The sequence below is a fragment of the Streptomyces mutabilis genome, from assembly GCF_046628145.1.
Classification (GTDB): domain Bacteria; phylum Actinomycetota; class Actinomycetes; order Streptomycetales; family Streptomycetaceae; genus Streptomyces; species Streptomyces mutabilis.
Genome location: NZ_CP176874.1, coordinates 2,659,817 through 2,678,026, shown reverse-complemented (window position 1 = coordinate 2,678,026; position 18,210 = coordinate 2,659,817). Strand labels below are relative to the sequence as shown.

Below are 18,210 nucleotides of genomic sequence, written 5' to 3'. Positions count from 1 at the left end.
GCACACACGTCTCAAGGGGGAAGCAGCCGCAGTGACGAACATCCCCGAGACCGGCCGCAGCACACGAGTCCAGACCCGGCTCGTCGTCATCCAGGTCCTCGTCCTCTCCCTCCTCGCCACCCTCGGCGGCCGGCTCTGGTACCTCCAGATCCGCCAGGGCGACGAGTACGCCGCGGAAGCCTCCGGCAACCACGTCCAGCAGGTCGTCCAGCCCGCACCCCGCGGCTCGATCCTGGACGCCCGCGGCGTGGCCCTCGCCGACAACGAGACCCGCCTGGTGGTCTCCGCCTCCCGCACCGACCTGCTGAAGATGAAGGACGACGGCAAGGCCGTCCTCACCAAGCTCGCCGGCGTCCTCGGCATGGAGCCCAAGGACGTCATGGACAAGGTCCGGCTCTGCGACGCCGAGACCCCCCAGCCCTGCTGGAACGGCTCGCCCTACCAGCCGATCCCCGTCACCGACGAGGCCACCCCCAAGCAAGCCCTCCAGATCCGCGAGCGCGCCGAGGACTTCCCCGGCATCACCGCCGAACCCATGGCCGTCCGCCGCTACGCCGCCCCCGGCAAGGCCAACACCGGCCAGGTCCTCGGCTACCTCTCGCCGGTCACCGACGAGGAGATCAAGAAGGCCGAGGACACCGACTCGCCCTTCCTGCGCTCCGACCAGGTCGGCCGCTCCGGGCTGGAGCGCCAGTACGACAAGGCACTGCGCGGCAAGGCCGGCGTCACCCGCTACGAGGTCGACAACCTCGGCCGCGTCATCGGCGAGGCCGAGTCCGACCCCGGCGTGCCCGGCTCCAACCTCGTCACCAGCCTCGACGCCCGCGTCCAGCGCGTCGCCGAGTACGAGCTGAACGAGGCGATGAAGGCCGCCCGCAAGGAGATGGACCGCAACACCAACCGGCTCTACGAGGCCGACGCCGGCGCGGTCGTGGTGATGGAGGCCAAGACCGGCCGCGTCGTCGCCATGGCCTCCAACCCGACGTACGACCCCAACGCCTGGGTCGGCGGCATCTCCGCCAAGGACTACAAGAAGCTCACCGGCAAGGAGTCCAACTACCCGCTGCTGAACCGGGCCACCCAGGGACAGGCCGCCCCCGGCTCGATCTTCAAGGTGGTCTCCACCTCCGCCGCGGTCGAGGCCGGCTACGACTTCAACGGCGGCTACGACTGCTCCAGCTCCTACTCCGTCGGCGGTCAGGTCTTCAAGAACTTCGAGTCCGCGAGCTACGGCTCGATCGACCTCGGCCGCGCCCTGGAACTCTCCTGCGACACCGTCTACTACCGCCTGGCCCACCAGGAGTGGAAGAAGGACGGCGGGATGAACCCGAAGAACCCCAACGACTACTTCTACGAGGCCGCCCACGAGTTCGGCCTCGGCGAGAAGACCGGCATCGACCTGCCCAACGAGGTCAGCGGCCGCGTTCCCGACCGCCAGTGGAAGCAGGACTACTGGGAGGCCAACAAGGACGCCTGGTGCAAGACCGGCAAGAAGGACGGCTCCTACGTCGAGAAGCTCGCGTACGAGGGCTGCCTCGAGGGCAACAAGATGCGCGCCGGTGACGCCATCAACTACTCCATCGGCCAGGGCGACACCCTCGTCACCCCCATCCAGATGGCCACCATCTACGCGGCCATCTCCAACGGCGGCACCCTGTACGACCCGTCCATCGGCAAGGCGGTCGTCAGCCCCGACGGCAAGGACGTCCAGGCGATCGCGCCCCAGGCGCACGGCAAGCTGCCCATAAGCAAGGCCACGCTGGCCCAGATGGACGACGCCCTCGCCGGCGTCGCCACCCGCGGCACCGCCGCCTGGCGGTTCGAGGGCTGGCCGCAGGACGAGATCCCGATGCACGCCAAGACCGGTACCGCCGAGGTCCACGGCAAGCAGACCACCTCCTGGTTCGCCACCTACACCGACGACTACGCGATCGTCATGACGATCTCCCAGGGCGGCACCGGCTCCGGCGCCTCCGGCCCCGCCGTCCGCAACATCTACGACGCGCTCTACGGCGTCTCGGACGACGGGAAGATCGACACGAAGAAGGCGCTGCTGCCGAAGCCGCAGGCGAAGCTGCCGACCATCAAGGCGGACGGGACGATCCCCGCACCGAAGATCTCCAAGGACATCGTCAAGGACCTGCTGCCCGACGAGAAGGCCTCCCCGGAAGAGGAGTACGCCCCCATCGACGAGCAGGGACAGGCCGCGACGACGCCGACGCAGAACGGCGACAACCGCGACACCCGCCGCCACCGGCGGCGCGGCGGCGCACGCGGCCGAGGGCGCGGCAGGACGAGCGGCAGCGGAAGCCGGAGGGCACGCACATGACCGGCGCCAACAGCTTCCAGGTCTCCGGATACGGACCCGAGAAGGCCGGCTGGACCCGGGTCTTCGCCCGGGACGGCATGGCTCGACGGCTCGACTGGCCGATACTGCTGGCCTCCGTCGCGCTCTCCCTGATGGGCTCCCTGCTCGTCTACTCCGCGACCCGCAACCGCACCGAGCTCAACCAGGGCGACCAGTACTTCTTCCTCACCCGGCACCTGCTGAACACCGGCATCGGCCTCGCCCTGATGGTCGGCGTCGTCTGGCTCGGCCACCGCGCCCTGCGCACCGCCGTACCGGTCCTCTACGGCGCCTCCGTGTTCCTGATCCTGCTGGTGCTCACGCCGCTCGGCTCGACCATCAACGGCGCCCACTCCTGGATCAAGCTGCCCGGCGGCTTCTCCCTCCAGCCCTCGGAGTTCGTGAAGATCACGATCATCCTGGGCATGGCGATGCTGCTCGCGGCGCGCGTCGACGCGGGCGACCGGCCCCACCCCGACCACCGGACCGTGCTGCAGGCCCTGGGCCTGGCCGTCGTACCCATGCTGATCGTGATGCTCATGCCCGACCTCGGGTCGGTCATGGTCATGGTCATCATCGTGCTCGGCGTGCTGCTCGCCTCCGGCGCCTCCAACCGCTGGGTCTTCGGACTGCTCGGCGCCGGAACCGCCGGCGCCCTCGCCGTCTGGCAGCTCGGCATCCTGGACGACTACCAGATCGCCCGCTTCGCCGCCTTCGCCAACCCGGCACTCGACCCCGCGGGCGTCGGCTACAACACCAACCAGGCCCGCATCGCCATCGGCTCCGGAGGCCTGACCGGCTCCGGCCTCTTCGAGGGCTCGCAGACCACCGGCCGCTTCGTGCCGGAGCAGCAGACCGACTTCGTCTTCACCGTCGCCGGCGAGGAACTGGGCTTCCTCGGCGCCGGCCTGATCATCGCCCTGCTCGGCGTGGTCCTGTGGCGCGCCTGCAAGATCGCCCGCCAGACCACCGACCTGTACGGGACGATCGTCGCCGCCGGCATCGTCGCCTGGTTCGCCTTCCAGACCTTCGAGAACATCGGCATGACCCTCGGGATCATGCCGGTCACCGGCCTGCCGCTGCCCTTCGTGTCGTACGGCGGCTCCTCGATGTTCGCCGTGTGGATGGCGGTGGGGCTGCTCCAGTCGATCACCGTCCAAAGGCCCATGTCGGCGTAGGAGGGGCCCGCTGCCGGGAGGCGGAGAGGGCGAGCGGTAAGGGGGACCGTCCGGGCCGGGTTAGGCTGGATGGTCCCCCTTGTCAGCACACGAAGGTTCCGTGAGATGCCTGCCGAAGCCGCCGAGTCTGTGAAGTCTGTGTTTCCGCAGCTCGAAGCTCTGCTCCCGCATGTGCAGAAGCCGATCCAGTACGTCGGCGGAGAGCTCAATTCCACGGTCAAGGACTGGGAATCCTGCGACGTCCGCTGGGCCCTCATGTACCCCGACGCGTACGAGGTCGGTCTGCCCAACCAGGGCGTCATGATTCTCTACGAGGTACTGAACGAGCAGCAGGGCGTCCTCGCCGAGCGCACCTACAGCGTCTGGCCGGATCTGGAGGCGCTGATGCGGGAGCACTCCGTCCCGCAGTTCACCGTCGACAGCCACCGCCCGGTGAAGGCCTTCGACGTCTTCGGCCTCTCCTTCTCCACGGAGCTGGGCTACACCAACATGCTGGCCGCCCTGGACCTCGCGGGCATCCCGCTGGAGGCCAAGGACCGCGGCATCGACGACCCGGTCGTCCTGGCCGGCGGACACGCGGCGTTCAACCCGGAGCCGATCGCCGACTTCATCGACTGCGCCGTCATCGGCGACGGCGAGCAGGCCGTCCTGGAGATCACCGCGATCATCCGCGCCTGGAAGGCCGAGGGCCGCCCCGGCGGCCGCGAGGAGCTGCTGCTGCGCCTCGCCAAGACCGGCGGGGTCTACGTCCCCGGCTTCTACGACGTCGAGTACCTCCCCGACGGCCGCATCGCCCGCGTCGTGCCCAACCGCTCCGGCGTCCCGTGGCGGGTCAGCAAGCACACCGTCATGGACCTCGACGAGTGGCCCTACCCCAAGCAGCCCCTCGTCCCGCTCGCCGAGACCGTCCACGAGCGCATGTCGGTCGAGATCTTCCGCGGCTGCACCCGCGGCTGCCGCTTCTGCCAGGCCGGCATGATCACCCGCCCGGTGCGCGAGCGCTCCATCACCGGCATCGGCGACATGGTCGACAAGGGCCTGAAGGCGACCGGCTTCGAGGAGGTCGGCCTCCTCTCCCTCTCCTCCGCGGACCACTCGGAGATCGCCGACGTGGCCAAGGGCCTCGCCGACCGGTACGAGGAGGACAAGATCGGCCTGTCCCTCCCCTCCACCCGCGTCGACGCCTTCAACATCGACCTGGCCAACGAGCTGACCCGCAACGGCCGCCGCTCCGGCCTCACCTTCGCCCCCGAGGGCGGCTCGGAGCGCATCCGCAAGGTCATCAACAAGATGGTCTCCGAGGACGACCTCATCCGGACCGTCGCCACGGCCTACGGCAACGGCTGGCGCCAGGTGAAGCTGTACTTCATGTGCGGCCTGCCCACCGAGACGGACGACGACGTCCTCCAGATCGCAGACATGGCCACCCGCGTGATCCAGAAGGGCCGCGAGGTCTCCGGCTCCGGCGACATCCGCTGCACCGTCTCCATCGGCGGCTTCGTTCCCAAGCCCCACACCCCCTTCCAGTGGGCCCCGCAGCTCTCCGCCGAGGAGACCGACGCCCGCCTGCAGAAGCTCCGCGACAAGATCCGCGGCGACAAGAAGTACGGCCGCTCCATCGGCTTCCGCTACCACGACGGCAAGCCCGGCATCGTCGAGGGCCTCCTCTCGCGCGGCGACCGCCGCACCGGCGCCGTCATCCGCGCCGTCTACGAGGACGGCGGCCGCTTCGACGGCTGGCGCGAGCACTTCTCCTACGACCGCTGGATGGCCTGCGCCGACAAGGCCCTCGCGCCCTACGGCGTCGACGTCGACTGGTACACCACCCGCGAGCGCGGCTACGAGGAGGTCCTGCCCTGGGACCACCTCGACTCGGGCCTCGACAAGGACTGGCTCTGGGAGGACTGGCAGGACGCCCTCGACGAGACCGAGGTCGAGGACTGCCGCTGGACGCCGTGCTTCGACTGCGGGGTGTGCCCCGCCATGGACACGGAGATCCAGATCGGTCCGACCGGGAAGAAGCTGCTGCCGCTGACCGTGGTCAAGTAGCCGTACCCGACCTGACGCCGCGGGGGATCCGAAAGGGCCCCCGCGGCGTCTTCGTGTACATGGTCGATCTGGAGAAGGCGTCTCCCGGCAGGAGCCCGGAGCGGGAACCCGTGCCGCGGGCGGACGGGGAGGGATGTCTCGTCGTCGCGGTCCGGCTCCCGGTGCGGATCGTCGTCCTGGTGCTCGTCCTGCCGGTGCGGATGGCGTGGGACGCGCTGGTCGTCGCCGGGCGGTTCCTGCGGGACACGGTGCTGCGGCCCGTCGGACGGGCGCTGGCGTGGCTGGGGCGGGCCGTCTTCGTGTGGCCGCTGGTCGGGCTGTGGCGGTACGTCGTCGTGCCGGTGGCCCAGGGCGTGGGGTGGCTGGGGAACGTGCTGCTCGTGGTGCCGGCGGTGTGGGTGTACCGGTGGTTGCTGACGCCGGTCGGGCATGCGCTCGGCTGGTTCTTCAGGGGCGTGGGCGCGGTGCTCGCGGCCGTCGGGCGGGGGCTGTACGCCGGTCTGGCGTGGCTCGTGGGTGGGCTGTACGCCGGTCTGGCGTGGTTCGGGCGCGGGGTGTACTGCGGTCTCGCCTGGCTCGCGCGGTACCTCGTCGTCGTGCCCGCCGGGTGGCTCTACGCCTGGGTGCTGACCCCGATCGGGCATCTGCTGGCCTGGTGCGGACGGGGGCTGGCCTGGTGCGGCAGGGGAGTGCTCTGGTGCCTGGGGCAGATCGTCACCGGGATCGGTGCGGTGCTGTACTGGACCGTCCGCATCCTGCTGGTGCTGCCCGCCCTCGCCGTGTGGCGGTGGGTGCTGGTGCCGGTCGGGCGGGCGCTCGCGGTCGTCGGGCGGGAGGTCCTGGACGCGCTCGGGCACGCCTGGCGGGTCGCCGGGTACGTCTCGCGCGCCGTGGGGCGGTTCCTCGCCGCCGTCTTCCGCTGGACCGTCGCCGAACCGGCGCGGTGGGTGTACCGGAGCGTGCTGACGCCGGTGGGGCACGCCGTGCGGGACACCGTCCTGCGGCCCCTGGCCGAGGCCGCTCGGAGTGCCCGGCGGGCGGGCCGGCAGGCGCTCGGCTCCGTCCGGCTGTCCGTGCGGCAGGCTCGTGCCGACCTGCGGCGGACGCTGTTCGGGGAGCCGGTGCGGACGCCGTCGGTGGACCGGCGGGAACCCTCGGGCGCGCGAACGCGTACTCTTGAAAAGAGGACCTGACGCGAGACGTCCCCGCCGATGCGGGGATGATCCCGACTGCACGACACCGGGAAGGCGTCAGCCGGACTGCTCCCCGCCAGCGCGGGGATGCGTCACGGTCCCGACCGCCGTACACAAGGAGAAGTCCCCTGGGCAAGCGACAGCCCGAAGGCCCGCCGCCCGTACCCGCGGTGCAGCGCATCCGACTGCGTTACACCAAGCGCGGCCGCCTCCGGTTCACCAGCCACCGTGACTTCCAGCGCGCCTTCGAGCGTGCGCTGCGCCGCGCCGAGGTACCCATGGCGTACTCGGCGGGGTTCACACCGCACCCGAAGGTGTCGTACGCCAATGCCGCACCCACCGGCACGGGCAGTGAGGCGGAGTACCTGGAGATCGCCCTCACCGAGGCGCGTGACCCGGAGCGGCTGAGGCTGCTCCTCGACGAGTCCCTGCCCGCCGGGCTGGACATCGTCGACGCGGTCGAGGCCCGGACCTCCGGGCTCGCCGACCGGCTGACCGCCTCCGTGTGGGAGCTGCGGCTGGCCGGTGTGGAGCCCGCCGAGGCCGAGCGCGCCGTGGCGGCGTTCAACGCGGCCCCGGCCGTGGAGGTCCAGCGCAAGACGAAGAACGGCGTCCGCACCTTCGACGCCCGCTCCGCCGTCGCTCACCTCGAGAGCGGCACCACGCACGGTTCGCCGGCTGATAGGCCGACCGACCAGCCCTGTGCGATACTGCGGCTGGTTGTTCGGCACGTGACGCCTGCCGTACGACCCGACGACGTCCTGTCCGGTCTTCGCGCCGTGGCCGACCTGGCGCCGCCGGTCCCCGCAGCGGTGACCAGGCTGGCGCAGGGGCTGTTCGATGAAGAGACCGGTGCGGTGACCGACCCGCTCGCGCCCGACCGCGAGGCAGAAGCGCCCGCGCCGCAACCGGCCGCCGCTTCCGCCGCCGCGAAGGCGCCGGCGTAAGGAAGGTTCCGCGTAGGGACGGACGTCGTAGCGCCGCCCTCGAACTCGGGAGCCACCTGGGTCGGGCAGCGCACCGACCACAAGACTTTCGCCAGGCCGTGCACGACAAGGGGTACGGAACCGGCGAGACAAGACACGAGAGCTTCCGAGCGGCGCCCGCGCCCCGGACGGCGGCGACCGCGCACCAGCGCGAGCCGCGGACGTCACCGGCGGTCGACCTGTCGATGCCGGACCGGGCGCGGCGCCCGGGAGCCTGACGGGAGAAACCCCCGCATGCTCGAACCGACCGAACCCACCGGGTCCGCGACCACCTCGACGGACACCGAGTCGAACACCCCCAGCGACACCCTGCCGCCGCGCCGTCGGCGCAGGGCCGCCTCCCGCCCGGCCGGCCCGCCGTCCGGCGCCTCCGAGGCGTCGGCGGAGAGCGTCGCACCGGCCGACGTGACGCCGGTGACCGACGAGGCCGAGGAGACCGAGGCCGAGGAGACCGAGGCCGCCGGGACGACGGCACCCGAGCCCGCGCCCGCGGGCCGTCCGCGGCGCCGTGCCGTGCGCCGCGCCTCCTCGCCCGCCGGGGCCCCGGTCTCGGCGGAGGCCGCCGAGACCGTCGTTCCCGCGTCGCCCGCGACCGAGGCTCCCGCGCAGCCCGAGCCCGTCGCCGGGACCACCGAGGACGCCGCTCCCCGTCGTACCCGTCGTCGTGCCACGCGCACCGTGACCTCGCCCGCCGAGCCGGCCGCCGAGACCGCCTCCCCCGCGGCCGAGGCTCCCGCGCAGCCCGAGCCGGCCGCCGCTTCCGAGCAGGTAGCCGCTTCCGAGCCGGCCGCCGAGGATGCCGCTCCGCGTCGTACCCGTCGTCGTGCCACGCGCACGGTGACCTCGCCCGCCGAGCCGGCCGCCGGGACCGCGCCCGCCGCTGAGGCCACGGACGCCGAGCCCGTCGCCGCGCCGCAGGCGGAAGCCGCCGAGGACACCGCGGAGGACGCCGCTCCCCGTCGTTCCCGCCGTCGTGCCACGCGGCGCGTGTCCGCCCCGGCGGAGCCGGTCGCCGAGACGGGCGCCGACGTGAGCGAGACCGCGCCCGCCGCCGAGGCCGCCCCGGCCCCCGAGACCACCGCCGAGCCCGCCGCGCCCGCCGAGCCCGCCGAGGAGGCCGCTCCGCGCCGTGCGCGCCGCCGGTCCACCCGCAAGGCCGCCACCGGTTTCGCCGCGCCCGCCCAGAGCGCCGCCGCTTCCGAGGAGGCGGACGCCCCCAAGCGCCCGTCGCGTCCGGCCGTGGCCGTCTTCCAGCCCCCCGTCTTCGCCGAGCCCCAGTTCCAGACGCCGGAGCGGGCCGCGGCCGAGGCCGCCGCAGAGGCCGCCGGGGCCGCCCCGGCGCAGGCCGTCGAGGAGACCGAGGAGTTCCCGGAGGAGCAGTCCGCCGGGTCGCGCCGCCGCCGTCGTCGCCGGGGCGCCGCCGAGGAGAGCGCCGAGGACCGGGCCACCGCCCCCGCCGTGCAGGACGAGCCGGAGGACCGGGCCGACACCGACACCGACACCGACGCCGACAGCGACGCCGACGAGTCGGGCGAGGACCACGACGACGCCGAGGGCTCCGAGGAGTCCGGCTCGCGCCGCCGCAGGCGCCGGGGTGGCCGTCGCCGCCGTCGCGGCGATGCCGCCGAGGGCGAGAACGGCGAGGGCGCCGAGGACACCGAGCACGTCGCCGCCGAGCAGGCCGCGCAGGACGCCGAGGACACCGCCGAGCAGGCGGAGGAGGACGCCGAGGAGAACGGCGAGTCCTCCGGCGAGAGCGGCGGCTCCAGCAGCAGCCGTCGCCGGCGTCGCCGCCGTCGCCGGGCCGGGGACGGCTCCGGTGAGGCCGAGTCGTCCTCCGACGACCCCGAGCGCACCGTCGTCAAGGTCCGCGAGCCGCGCCCGAAGCCCGAGCCGTCCGACGAGGTGCAGTCCATCAAGGGCTCCACGCGTCTGGAGGCCAAGAAGCAGCGCCGCCGCGAGGGCCGCGAGCAGGGCCGCCGCCGGGTGCCGATCATCACCGAGGCCGAGTTCCTGGCCCGCCGCGAGGCCGTCGAGCGCGTCATGGTCGTCCGCCAGCACGGCGAGCGCACCCAGATCGGCGTCCTGGAGGACGGCGTGCTCGTCGAGCACTACGTCAACAAGGAGCAGGCCACCTCGTACGTCGGCAACGTGTACCTCGGCAAGGTGCAGAACGTGCTGCCGTCCATGGAGGCCGCCTTCATCGACATCGGCAAGGGCCGCAACGCCGTCCTGTACGCCGGTGAGGTCAACTTCGAGGCGCTGGGCATGGCCAACGGCCCGCGTCGCATCGAATCCGCCCTCAAGTCCGGCCAGTCGGTCCTCGTGCAGGTCACCAAGGACCCGATCGGTCACAAGGGCGCCCGCCTGACCAGCCAGGTCTCGCTGCCCGGCCGCTACCTGGTCTACGTGCCCGAGGGCTCGATGACCGGCATCAGCCGCAAGCTGCCCGACACCGAGCGCTCCCGCCTCAAGACCATCCTTAAGAAGATCGTCCCCGAGGACGCGGGCGTCATCGTGCGCACCGCCGCCGAGGGCGCCAGCGAGGAGGAGCTGCGCCGCGACGTCGAGCGGCTCCAGGGGCAGTGGGAGGAGATCCAGAAGAAGGCCAAGGGCGGCGGCTCCGGCGCGCCCACGCTGCTGTACGGCGAGCCGGACATGACCGTCCGGGTCGTGCGGGACATCTTCAACGAGGACTTCTCCAAGGTCGTCGTCAGCGGCGACGACGCCTGGCAGACCATCCACGGCTACGTGTCGCACGTGGCGCCGGACCTGGCCGAGCGGCTGTCCAAGTGGACGAGCGAGGTCGACGTCTTCGCCACGTACCGGATCGACGAGCAGCTCGCCAAGGCGCTGGACCGCAAGGTCTGGCTGCCCAGCGGCGGTTCGCTGGTGATCGACCGGACCGAGGCGATGGTCGTCATCGACGTCAACACCGGCAAGTTCACCGGTCAGGGCGGCAACCTCGAGGAGACGGTCACCAGGAACAACCTGGAGGCGGCCGAGGAGATCGTGCGCCAGCTCAGGCTGCGCGACCTCGGCGGCATCATCGTCATCGACTTCATCGACATGGTGCTGGAGTCCAACCGGGACCTGGTGCTGCGGCGCCTGCTGGAGTGCCTGGGCCGGGACCGGACCAAGCACCAGGTCGCCGAGGTGACCTCGCTGGGTCTGGTCCAGATGACCCGCAAGCGGGTCGGCCAGGGTCTGCTGGAGTCGTTCTCGGAGACCTGCGTCCACTGCAACGGCCGGGGTGTCATCGTCCACCTCGACCAGCCGACGGCAGCCGCCGGCGGCGGTGGCGGCAAGCGCCGCAAGCGGGCCCGGGCCGGCGCGGACCAGCCGCACGAGCACGAGGCCGTGGCCGGCGTGGAGACCGGTCCGACGGCGGAGCAGGAGGCGGACACCGAGTCCGAGGCCGAGGTCGCCGCCGAGGTGGCCGAGCCGGTCGCCCTCCCGGCGCCCGAGTTCACCCCGGACGAGGAGCTGTACAGCAGCGCCGCCGAGGCCGAGGCCGCCGCCTCGCGCGGCCGTGGCCGGCGCCGCACCAGCCGGCGGGCGTCGGCCCCGGCGGGCGCCCCGAAGGGCGCGAAGGGCGAGAGCCCGGCCGCCGTCCAGGCGCCCACCGCGCAGGACGTCACGGCCGCCGAGGAGGCCGAGCGTCCCGTGGTGCGGGAGTCCGCCGCCGAGGTGCTGGCCGAGCCCGCGGCCGTCGAGGACGCCGTCTCCGGCGCGCCCGCCCCCGAGGCCCCGACCGCCGAGGAGGCCGCGCCCAAGGGCCGCACCCGCCGCCGGGCCACCCGGAAGGTGTCCGCACCGGCCGGTTCGCCCGCGGGTTCGCAGGCCGCCGTCGTGACGGTCCCCGAGGCCGCGCCGGCCGAGCGGCCGCAGGCCCCCGCCGAGACGGCACCTGAGGCCCCGGTGGCCCAGGAGCCGGCCGAGCAGCCCGCTGCGCCCGTCGAGAGCGCCGCACCGGCCCGCCCGCGCCGGCGCGCCGTGCGCAAGGCCACCGCGCCGACCGCGCCCGAGGAGACGGCCGTCGTGGTCGTCCCGTCGGCCCCGGCACCGGAGGCGGCCGAGCAGGCCACGGCCGCCGAAGGCGCGGAGACCGGCGACGAGGCCGCCCCGGCCAAGAAGGCGGCGGCCCGCAAGACGGCCAAGAAGGCGACGGCGAAGAAGGCCGCCACCAAGAAGACGGCGACCAAGAAGGCGACGACCGCCAAGAAGGCCACCGCCAAGAAGGCGGCCAAGACGACGACCGCCAAGAAGGCCACGGCGAAGACCACGGCCAAGAAGACGGCGTCGAAGAAGACCGCGGCGGCCGCTCAGCAGAGCCCGTCCTCGGTCACGGCCGCCACCGACGAGGGCTGATCCGGCACCCGTCCGGTCAGGCACCTGCCTGATCGGGCACCTGTCGCAAAACGTGTGGTCCTGTCCGTTCGGAATCCGTTCGGACAGGACCACACGTTTCCCCGGACGTGCCCGTGCGCATCATCACCGGACAGTCACCGATCCGCCCCCGTGAGGAGAGAAGATCACGTGCCGGTACTGACGAGGCTCATTCCCTCGCCGCTCGCCGTGGACATCCGGCCGGGCGCACTCGACGACCTCGCCGACGTCCTGGCGGACGAGCGGATCTCCCGGTCCGGGCGGCTCGCCGTGGCCGTCAGCGACGGTTCGGGGGCGCGGCTGCGCCGGAGACTGGAGCCGTCCCTGCCCGGCGCCGACTGGTTCGAGGTCGGCGGCGGCACGATCGACGACGCCGTGCGGCTGGCCGACGGGATGAAGTCGGGCCGCTACGACGCGGTGGTCGGCCTCGGCGGCGGCAAGGTCATCGACTGCGCCAAGTTCGCGGCGGCCCGGGTGGGCCTGCCCATGGTCGCCGTGGCCACCAACCTCTCCCACGACGGCATCTGCTCCCCGGTGTCGATACTGGACAACGACGCGGGCCGCGGTTCGTACGGCGTGCCGACGCCCATCGCGCTCGTCGTCGACCTCGCGGTGATCCGGGAGGCGCCGATCCGCTTCGTACGGTCCGGGATCGGCGACGCCGTCTCCAACATCTCGGCGGTCGCCGACTGGGAGCTGGCGCACCGGGTCAACGGCGAGAAGGTCGACGGTCTCGCCGCCGCCCTCGCCCGGCAGGCCGGCGAGGCGGTGCTGCGCCATCCCGGCGGCTGCGGCGACGACGCGTTCCTGACCGTGCTGACCGAGGGCCTGGTGCTGTCCGGCATCGCCATGTCGATCGCCGGGCACACCCGCCCCTCGTCCGGCGCCTGCCACGAGATCAGCCACGCCCTCGACCTGCTGTACCCCAGGCGCGCGGCGAGCCACGGCGAGCAGGTGGGCATCGGCGCGGCCTTCGCGACGTTCCTGCGGGGCGACCACGAGGGCTCCCTGCTGATGGCCCGGACGCTGCGCCGGCACGGGCTGCCGGTGGTGGCCGAGGAGATCGGGTTCGGGGACGACGAGTTCGTACGGGCCGTGGAGTTCGCGCCGCAGACCCGGCCCGGCCGGTACACGGTCCTGGAGCACCTCGACCTGTCGCCGGAGCGGACCAAGGAGGCGTACGCCCAGTACGTCGCGTCGGTGGCCGACTGAGGCAGCGGGGCCCGGTTTGACCCCTGTCGTGCGGCCCCGTAATCTTGACCGTCGGCGTGTCGACTGACACGTCACATCCCCGTAAACCTCATTCCTTCCGGATGCGGACCCTCGTGGGCCCGGGCCGGGAGAGGCCGCTCGCGCATGTCGCGGGGCGGCTGGACTGCGGGGGTGCCGTTCCCGAGCGAGAGAGTGAGATCCGCGTGTACGCCATCGTGCGCAGCGGTGGTCGCCAGCACAAGGTTGCTGTCGGCGACATCGTTGAGGTTGACAAGATTTCCACCGCCAAGGTCGGCGACACGGTCGAGCTCTCGACCCTGCTCGTTGTCGACGGCGACGCTGTGACCAGCGACCCGTGGGTGCTGGCCGGCATCAAGGTCCAGGCCGAGGTCGTGGACCACCACAAGGGCCAGAAGATCGACATTCTGCGCTACAAGAACAAGACCGGCTACCGCCGCCGTCAGGGCCACCGCCAGCAGTACACGGCGATCAAGGTCACTGAGATCCCCGCGGCTGCGAAGTAAGGGACTGAGGAGACATGGCACACAAGAAGGGCGCATCGTCCACCCGGAACGGTCGCGACTCCAATGCCCAGCGGCTCGGCGTGAAGCGCTTCGGCGGTCAGGCCGTCAACGCTGGTGAGATCCTGGTCCGCCAGCGCGGCACCCACTTCCACCCGGGCGCCGGCGTCGGCCGTGGCGGCGACGACACGCTGTTCGCCCTGCAGGCCGGTGCGGTGCAGTTCGGCACCCACCGTGGCCGCAAGGTCGTGAACATCGTTCCGGTCGCCTGACCGGACACTTTCGCGAGGCGGGCCTCACTTCCCCGAGGGGAAGCGGGTCCGCCTTTCGCGTGTTACCCCAAGAGACATCCCCTGTAGTAGGCAGTAACTGGAGGCACATCCCATGACCACCTTCGTGGACCGCGTCGAACTGCACGTCGCCGCGGGTAACGGAGGCCACGGCTGTGCCTCCGTCCACCGTGAGAAGTTCAAGCCGCTCGGCGGCCCGGACGGTGGCAACGGCGGCCGGGGCGGCGACGTGATCCTCACGGTCGACCAGTCGGTGACCACGCTGCTCGAGTACCACCACTCCCCGCACCGCAAGGCCACCAACGGCAAGCCCGGTGAGGGCGGCAACCGTTCCGGCAAGGACGGCCAGGACCTGGTCCTCGCCGTGCCCGACGGCACCGTGGTCCTCGACAAGGCGGGCAACGTGCTGGCCGACCTGGTCGGGCACGGCACGTCCTTCGTCGCCGCGCAGGGCGGCCGGGGCGGCCTCGGCAACGCGGCCCTCGCCTCCGCCCGCCGCAAGGCCCCGGGCTTCGCGCTGCTCGGCGAGCCGGGGGACCTCGGGGACGTCGTCCTGGAGCTGAAGACCGTCGCCGACGTGGCGCTGGTCGGCTACCCGAGCGCGGGCAAGTCCTCGCTGATCTCCGTACTGAGCGCGGCCAAGCCGAAGATCGCCGACTACCCCTTCACGACGCTCGTCCCCAACCTCGGCGTGGTGACGGCCGGCGAGACCGTCTACACCATCGCCGACGTCCCCGGCCTCATCCCGGGCGCGAGCCAGGGCAAGGGCCTCGGTCTGGAGTTCCTGCGGCACGTGGAGCGGTGCAGCGTGCTGGTGCACGTCCTGGACACGGCGACGCTGGAGTCCGACCGCGACCCGGTCTCCGACCTGGACATCATCGAGGCGGAGCTGCGCGAGTACGGCGGCCTGGACAACCGGCCCCGCATCGTCGTCCTGAACAAGATCGACGTGCCCGACGGCAAGGACCTCGCCGAGATGGTCCGCCCGGACCTGGAGGAGCGCGGCTACCGCGTCTTCGAGGTGTCGGCCGTGGCCCACACGGGCCTGAAGGAGCTGTCGTTCGCCCTGGCCGAGCTGGTGGCCAAGGCCCGTGCCGCCCGCCCGAAGGAGGAGGCCACGCGGATCGTCATCCGGCCCAAGGCCGTGGACGACGCGGGCTTCACCGTCACCCGCGAGGAGGACGGTCTGTTCCGCGTGCGGGGCGAGAAGCCCGAACGCTGGGTCCGCCAGACCGACTTCAACAACGACGAGGCCGTCGGCTACCTCGCCGACCGGCTCAACCGCCTCGGTGTCGAGGACGAGCTGATGAAGGCCGGCGCCCGGGGCGGCGACGGCGTGGCCATCGGCCCCGAGGACAACGCGGTCGTCTTCGACTGGGAGCCGTCCGTGTCGGCCGGCGCCGAGATGCTCGGGCGCCGCGGTGAGGACCACCGCCTCGAGGAGGCCCGCCCCGCCGCCCAGCGGCGCCGGGACCGGGACGCCGAACGGGACGAGGCGCAGCGGGAGTTCGACGGCTTCGAGCCGTTCTGATCCCTTCTCCGGCCCTGGGCCGACACGTGCACGGCCGGCGACGGCCGGCCGTGAACGTGTTTCCTGAGAGGGCGCCGACCTCGCGCGTAGGAGCAGGTCGGCGGAGAGCGGTCCTCCGGGGTCAGACCCGCTCGACCCGGTCGACAGGTTCGAGCGCCTGGGCGGGGGACGGGGCAGGACGGCGTTCGTCGAACGGAACGACGGGCAGCAGGCCCTCTTCACCGAGGAAGACGCGTCGTACGACCCGCTCGGCCGCGTGTCCGTCGTCGAATTCACAGAAGCGCCGACGGAAGGCGTCCCGGTGCTCGGTGGTCTCCGGGCTGTCGTACTCGCCCGTGACGAGGAGCCGCAGCAGTTCCTCCTGCGTGGTCGCCACCGCGCCGGGCGGCTCCTGGAGCAGGTCGAAGTAGGTGCCGCGCACCGCGGAGTAGGTCTCCCAGTCGGGGATGTAGCTGATGATCGGACGGTCCAGCACGGCGTAGTCGAACATCGCCGAGGAGTAGTCCGTGATCAGGGCGTCCGCGGCGAGGTACAGCTCCTCCACCGAGGGGTGCCCGGAGACGTCGACGATCCGGCCCGCGCTGCGCAGCTCCTGGGCGTGGGCCGAATTGCCGTAGAAGTAGTGGCCGCGCAGCAGGATGGTCACGTCGGGGCCGACCTCGTCGGCGAGCCTGGTGAGGTCCAGCGGCGGAGTGAAGTCAGGCTGGTACTCGCGGTGGGTGGGCATGTACAGGAACGCCTTCGCGCCGTCGGCCAGCCCCAGCGACGCACGCGCCCTGCGCACGTCCTCGGCGTCGGCGTTGACGAGGGCGTCGTTGCGCGGGTAGCCCGTCTCCAGCGTGGTGTAGGAGCAGGGGTAGACCCGTTCCCACACCAACGTCGAGAAGCGGTTGGAGCTGATGCTGTAGTCCCAGCGGTCGCAGCGCTTGAGGAGCTTGGAGAAACTCATTCTGGTGGACGCCGGGTACTTCCGCTGGTCCAGCCCCATGGTCTTCAGCGGAGTGCCGTGGTGGGTCTGCACGTGGATCTGGCCTTCCCGCTTCACCACGGCGTCCCCGAAGTTCACGTTGTTGACCAGGTACTTGGCGCGCGCCACTGCCGCCCAGAACTCACGTGAGCCCAAGCGCACGTAGTCCGTCCCCGCGGGCACCTGGTCCACCGCGTCCGGCCGGACGGCCCACACCCGGCGGACATGTGGAGCGAGCCGGGCCAGTTCCGCGTCGATCGCCGCGGGGTTGCAGGAGACGCTGCGGTGCCAGTAGGCGGAGAACACCGCGAGGTTCTCGTCGAGCGGCATTCTCAGCTGGGAGCGGTAGAAGGCCCGCATGGCACGGCGCTTGGACTGGTTCACGACATAGCGGGCGCGCTTCTTGAGCCGCTGGCGAAGCCGCACGGCGCGCGTCGCGCCGGCCATGGTGTGGTACGCGCCACGCTCCAGCATGGCGTACTTGTGGCCCTCGCTGCCGTCCGGCCGGGTGAAGCCCTCGGGCACGCGGGCGCGGTAGTCGGCCGATGCGCGGTGGAAGAACTCCGCCCGCGCCTTCTGCGGCAGACGGCCCGGGTTCTCCAGCACGGTCAGGTAGTGGTGGACCATCTTGCGGAACAACGGGCCGCGCCACACGTCCAGTTCCTCGTGCTCGTCGAGGTAGTCGAAGACGCGGCGGTACTGGTCGAACACGTCGAAGTGCTTGCGGCTGACCGTCTTGAGGATGTTGCCGCCCTCACGGCGCTGCCGGTAGTACACGCAGACGCGGTCCAGCAGGGTGATCTGTTCGGCACTGATCAGGGAGCAGAACGTCCAGGGGGTGTCTTCGTAGTACCCGGGCGGGAAGGTGAGCCCGGTGCGGGCGATGAAGTCGCGCCGGTATGCCTTGTTCCACACGATCTGGAGCAGGTCCAGCAGCTCCGGACGGTCGCGGAGGGAGATGACGTCCGGTCCGTCGTTCGCCAGCAGGTCCGCCAGCTGATTGCGCCTGACCTTGCCGTCCCAGTAGGTGCGGGCGTAGTCGTAGATGAGTATCTCGGGGTCGTCCGTCGCGTCGAGACGGTCGGATATCGCGGTCAGCGCGCCGGCCGACAACGTGTCGTCACTGTCGAGGAACAGCACGTAGTCGCCCTGTGCCTTTTCCAGGCCCGCGTTCCGCGCCCGTCCCAACCCCACGTTCTCCGTGAGGTGAATCACCTCGAGTCGCGCGTCACGTGCCGCGTACTCGTCCAGGATGGCTCCGGAGCCGTCCGGCGAGCAGTCGTCGACCGCGATGACCTCGAAGTCCGCGTAGTCCTGCCCGAGCACGGAATCGAGGCACTCGGGCAGGTATGCCTGCACCTTGTGCACGGGGATGATGAGGGAAAGCCTGGGCATCCTTTGCAACCTGTTCCAACGGGGGCTGGTGGGGGTTTCGAGATACCGTAGCGGGCCATTCTGTGACGTGCCGCCAAGCGTAATGCCCACCATGTGGGTCTACGCTTCGTTTCGGTCGGATTGCCTTTTGAGGATTCACACATATCTTGAGG

The 18,210-nt window shown here is 71.7% G+C and carries 11 protein-coding genes; 10 read left to right on the top strand and 1 reads right to left on the bottom strand.

Going from position 1 to position 18,210, the window contains the following annotated elements:
* The first annotated feature begins 31 nt into the window (after positions 1 to 31).
* From mrdA to obgE, 10 genes are all read left to right on the top strand, one after another.
* Complete coding sequence (mrdA, locus tag ACLIN4_RS11900) at positions 32 to 2,329, top strand: penicillin-binding protein 2 (RefSeq protein ID WP_290014242.1); 2,298 nt, start codon at positions 32 to 34, stop codon at positions 2,327 to 2,329.
* The gene (rodA, locus tag ACLIN4_RS11895) at positions 2,326 to 3,525 is read left to right on the top strand and encodes a rod shape-determining protein RodA (RefSeq protein WP_107476616.1); all 1,200 of its coding nucleotides are present in this window, start codon (positions 2,326 to 2,328) and stop codon (positions 3,523 to 3,525) included. Before mrdA ends, rodA begins: the two co-directional genes overlap by 4 nt.
* 105 nt (positions 3,526 to 3,630) lie before the next feature.
* Positions 3,631 to 5,574, top strand: coding sequence for a TIGR03960 family B12-binding radical SAM protein (locus ACLIN4_RS11890; RefSeq protein WP_179350566.1), 1,944 nt, complete (start codon positions 3,631 to 3,633; stop codon positions 5,572 to 5,574).
* A gap of 59 nt (positions 5,575 to 5,633) precedes the next feature.
* Entirely contained in the window at positions 5,634 to 6,767 is a 1,134-nt protein-coding gene (locus tag ACLIN4_RS11885; protein WP_411575757.1) for a hypothetical protein, read from the top strand.
* A gap of 170 nt (positions 6,768 to 6,937) precedes the next feature.
* Entirely contained in the window at positions 6,938 to 7,714 is a 777-nt protein-coding gene (locus tag ACLIN4_RS11880; protein ID WP_107476610.1) for a TIGR03936 family radical SAM-associated protein, read from the top strand.
* Positions 7,715 to 7,987: 273 nt separating this feature from the next.
* Positions 7,988 to 12,124, top strand: coding sequence for a ribonuclease E/G (locus tag ACLIN4_RS11875; RefSeq protein ID WP_411575756.1), 4,137 nt, complete (start codon positions 7,988 to 7,990; stop codon positions 12,122 to 12,124).
* A 168-nt stretch (positions 12,125 to 12,292) separates the two neighbouring features.
* Entirely contained in the window at positions 12,293 to 13,354 is a 1,062-nt protein-coding gene (locus ACLIN4_RS11870; protein WP_179342730.1) for an iron-containing alcohol dehydrogenase family protein, read from the top strand.
* Positions 13,355 to 13,557: 203 nt separating this feature from the next.
* Positions 13,558 to 13,878 (top strand): 50S ribosomal protein L21, encoded by a 321-nt coding sequence (gene rplU / locus ACLIN4_RS11865; RefSeq protein WP_004931419.1) that lies wholly within the window; start codon positions 13,558 to 13,560, stop codon positions 13,876 to 13,878.
* A 14-nt stretch (positions 13,879 to 13,892) separates the two neighbouring features.
* Positions 13,893 to 14,147, top strand: coding sequence for a 50S ribosomal protein L27 (rpmA, locus tag ACLIN4_RS11860; protein ID WP_003976205.1), 255 nt, complete (start codon positions 13,893 to 13,895; stop codon positions 14,145 to 14,147).
* 112 nt (positions 14,148 to 14,259) lie between these two features.
* Positions 14,260 to 15,696 (top strand): GTPase ObgE, encoded by a 1,437-nt coding sequence (gene obgE / locus ACLIN4_RS11855; RefSeq protein ID WP_107479946.1) that lies wholly within the window; start codon positions 14,260 to 14,262, stop codon positions 15,694 to 15,696.
* Positions 15,697 to 15,817: 121 nt separating this feature from the next.
* On the opposite strand, the gene ACLIN4_RS11850 is transcribed toward obgE, so the two are convergent.
* Entirely contained in the window at positions 15,818 to 18,058 is a 2,241-nt protein-coding gene (locus ACLIN4_RS11850) for a bifunctional glycosyltransferase/CDP-glycerol:glycerophosphate glycerophosphotransferase (protein ID WP_107479945.1), read from the bottom strand.
* Positions 18,059 to 18,210 lie beyond the last annotated feature (152 nt).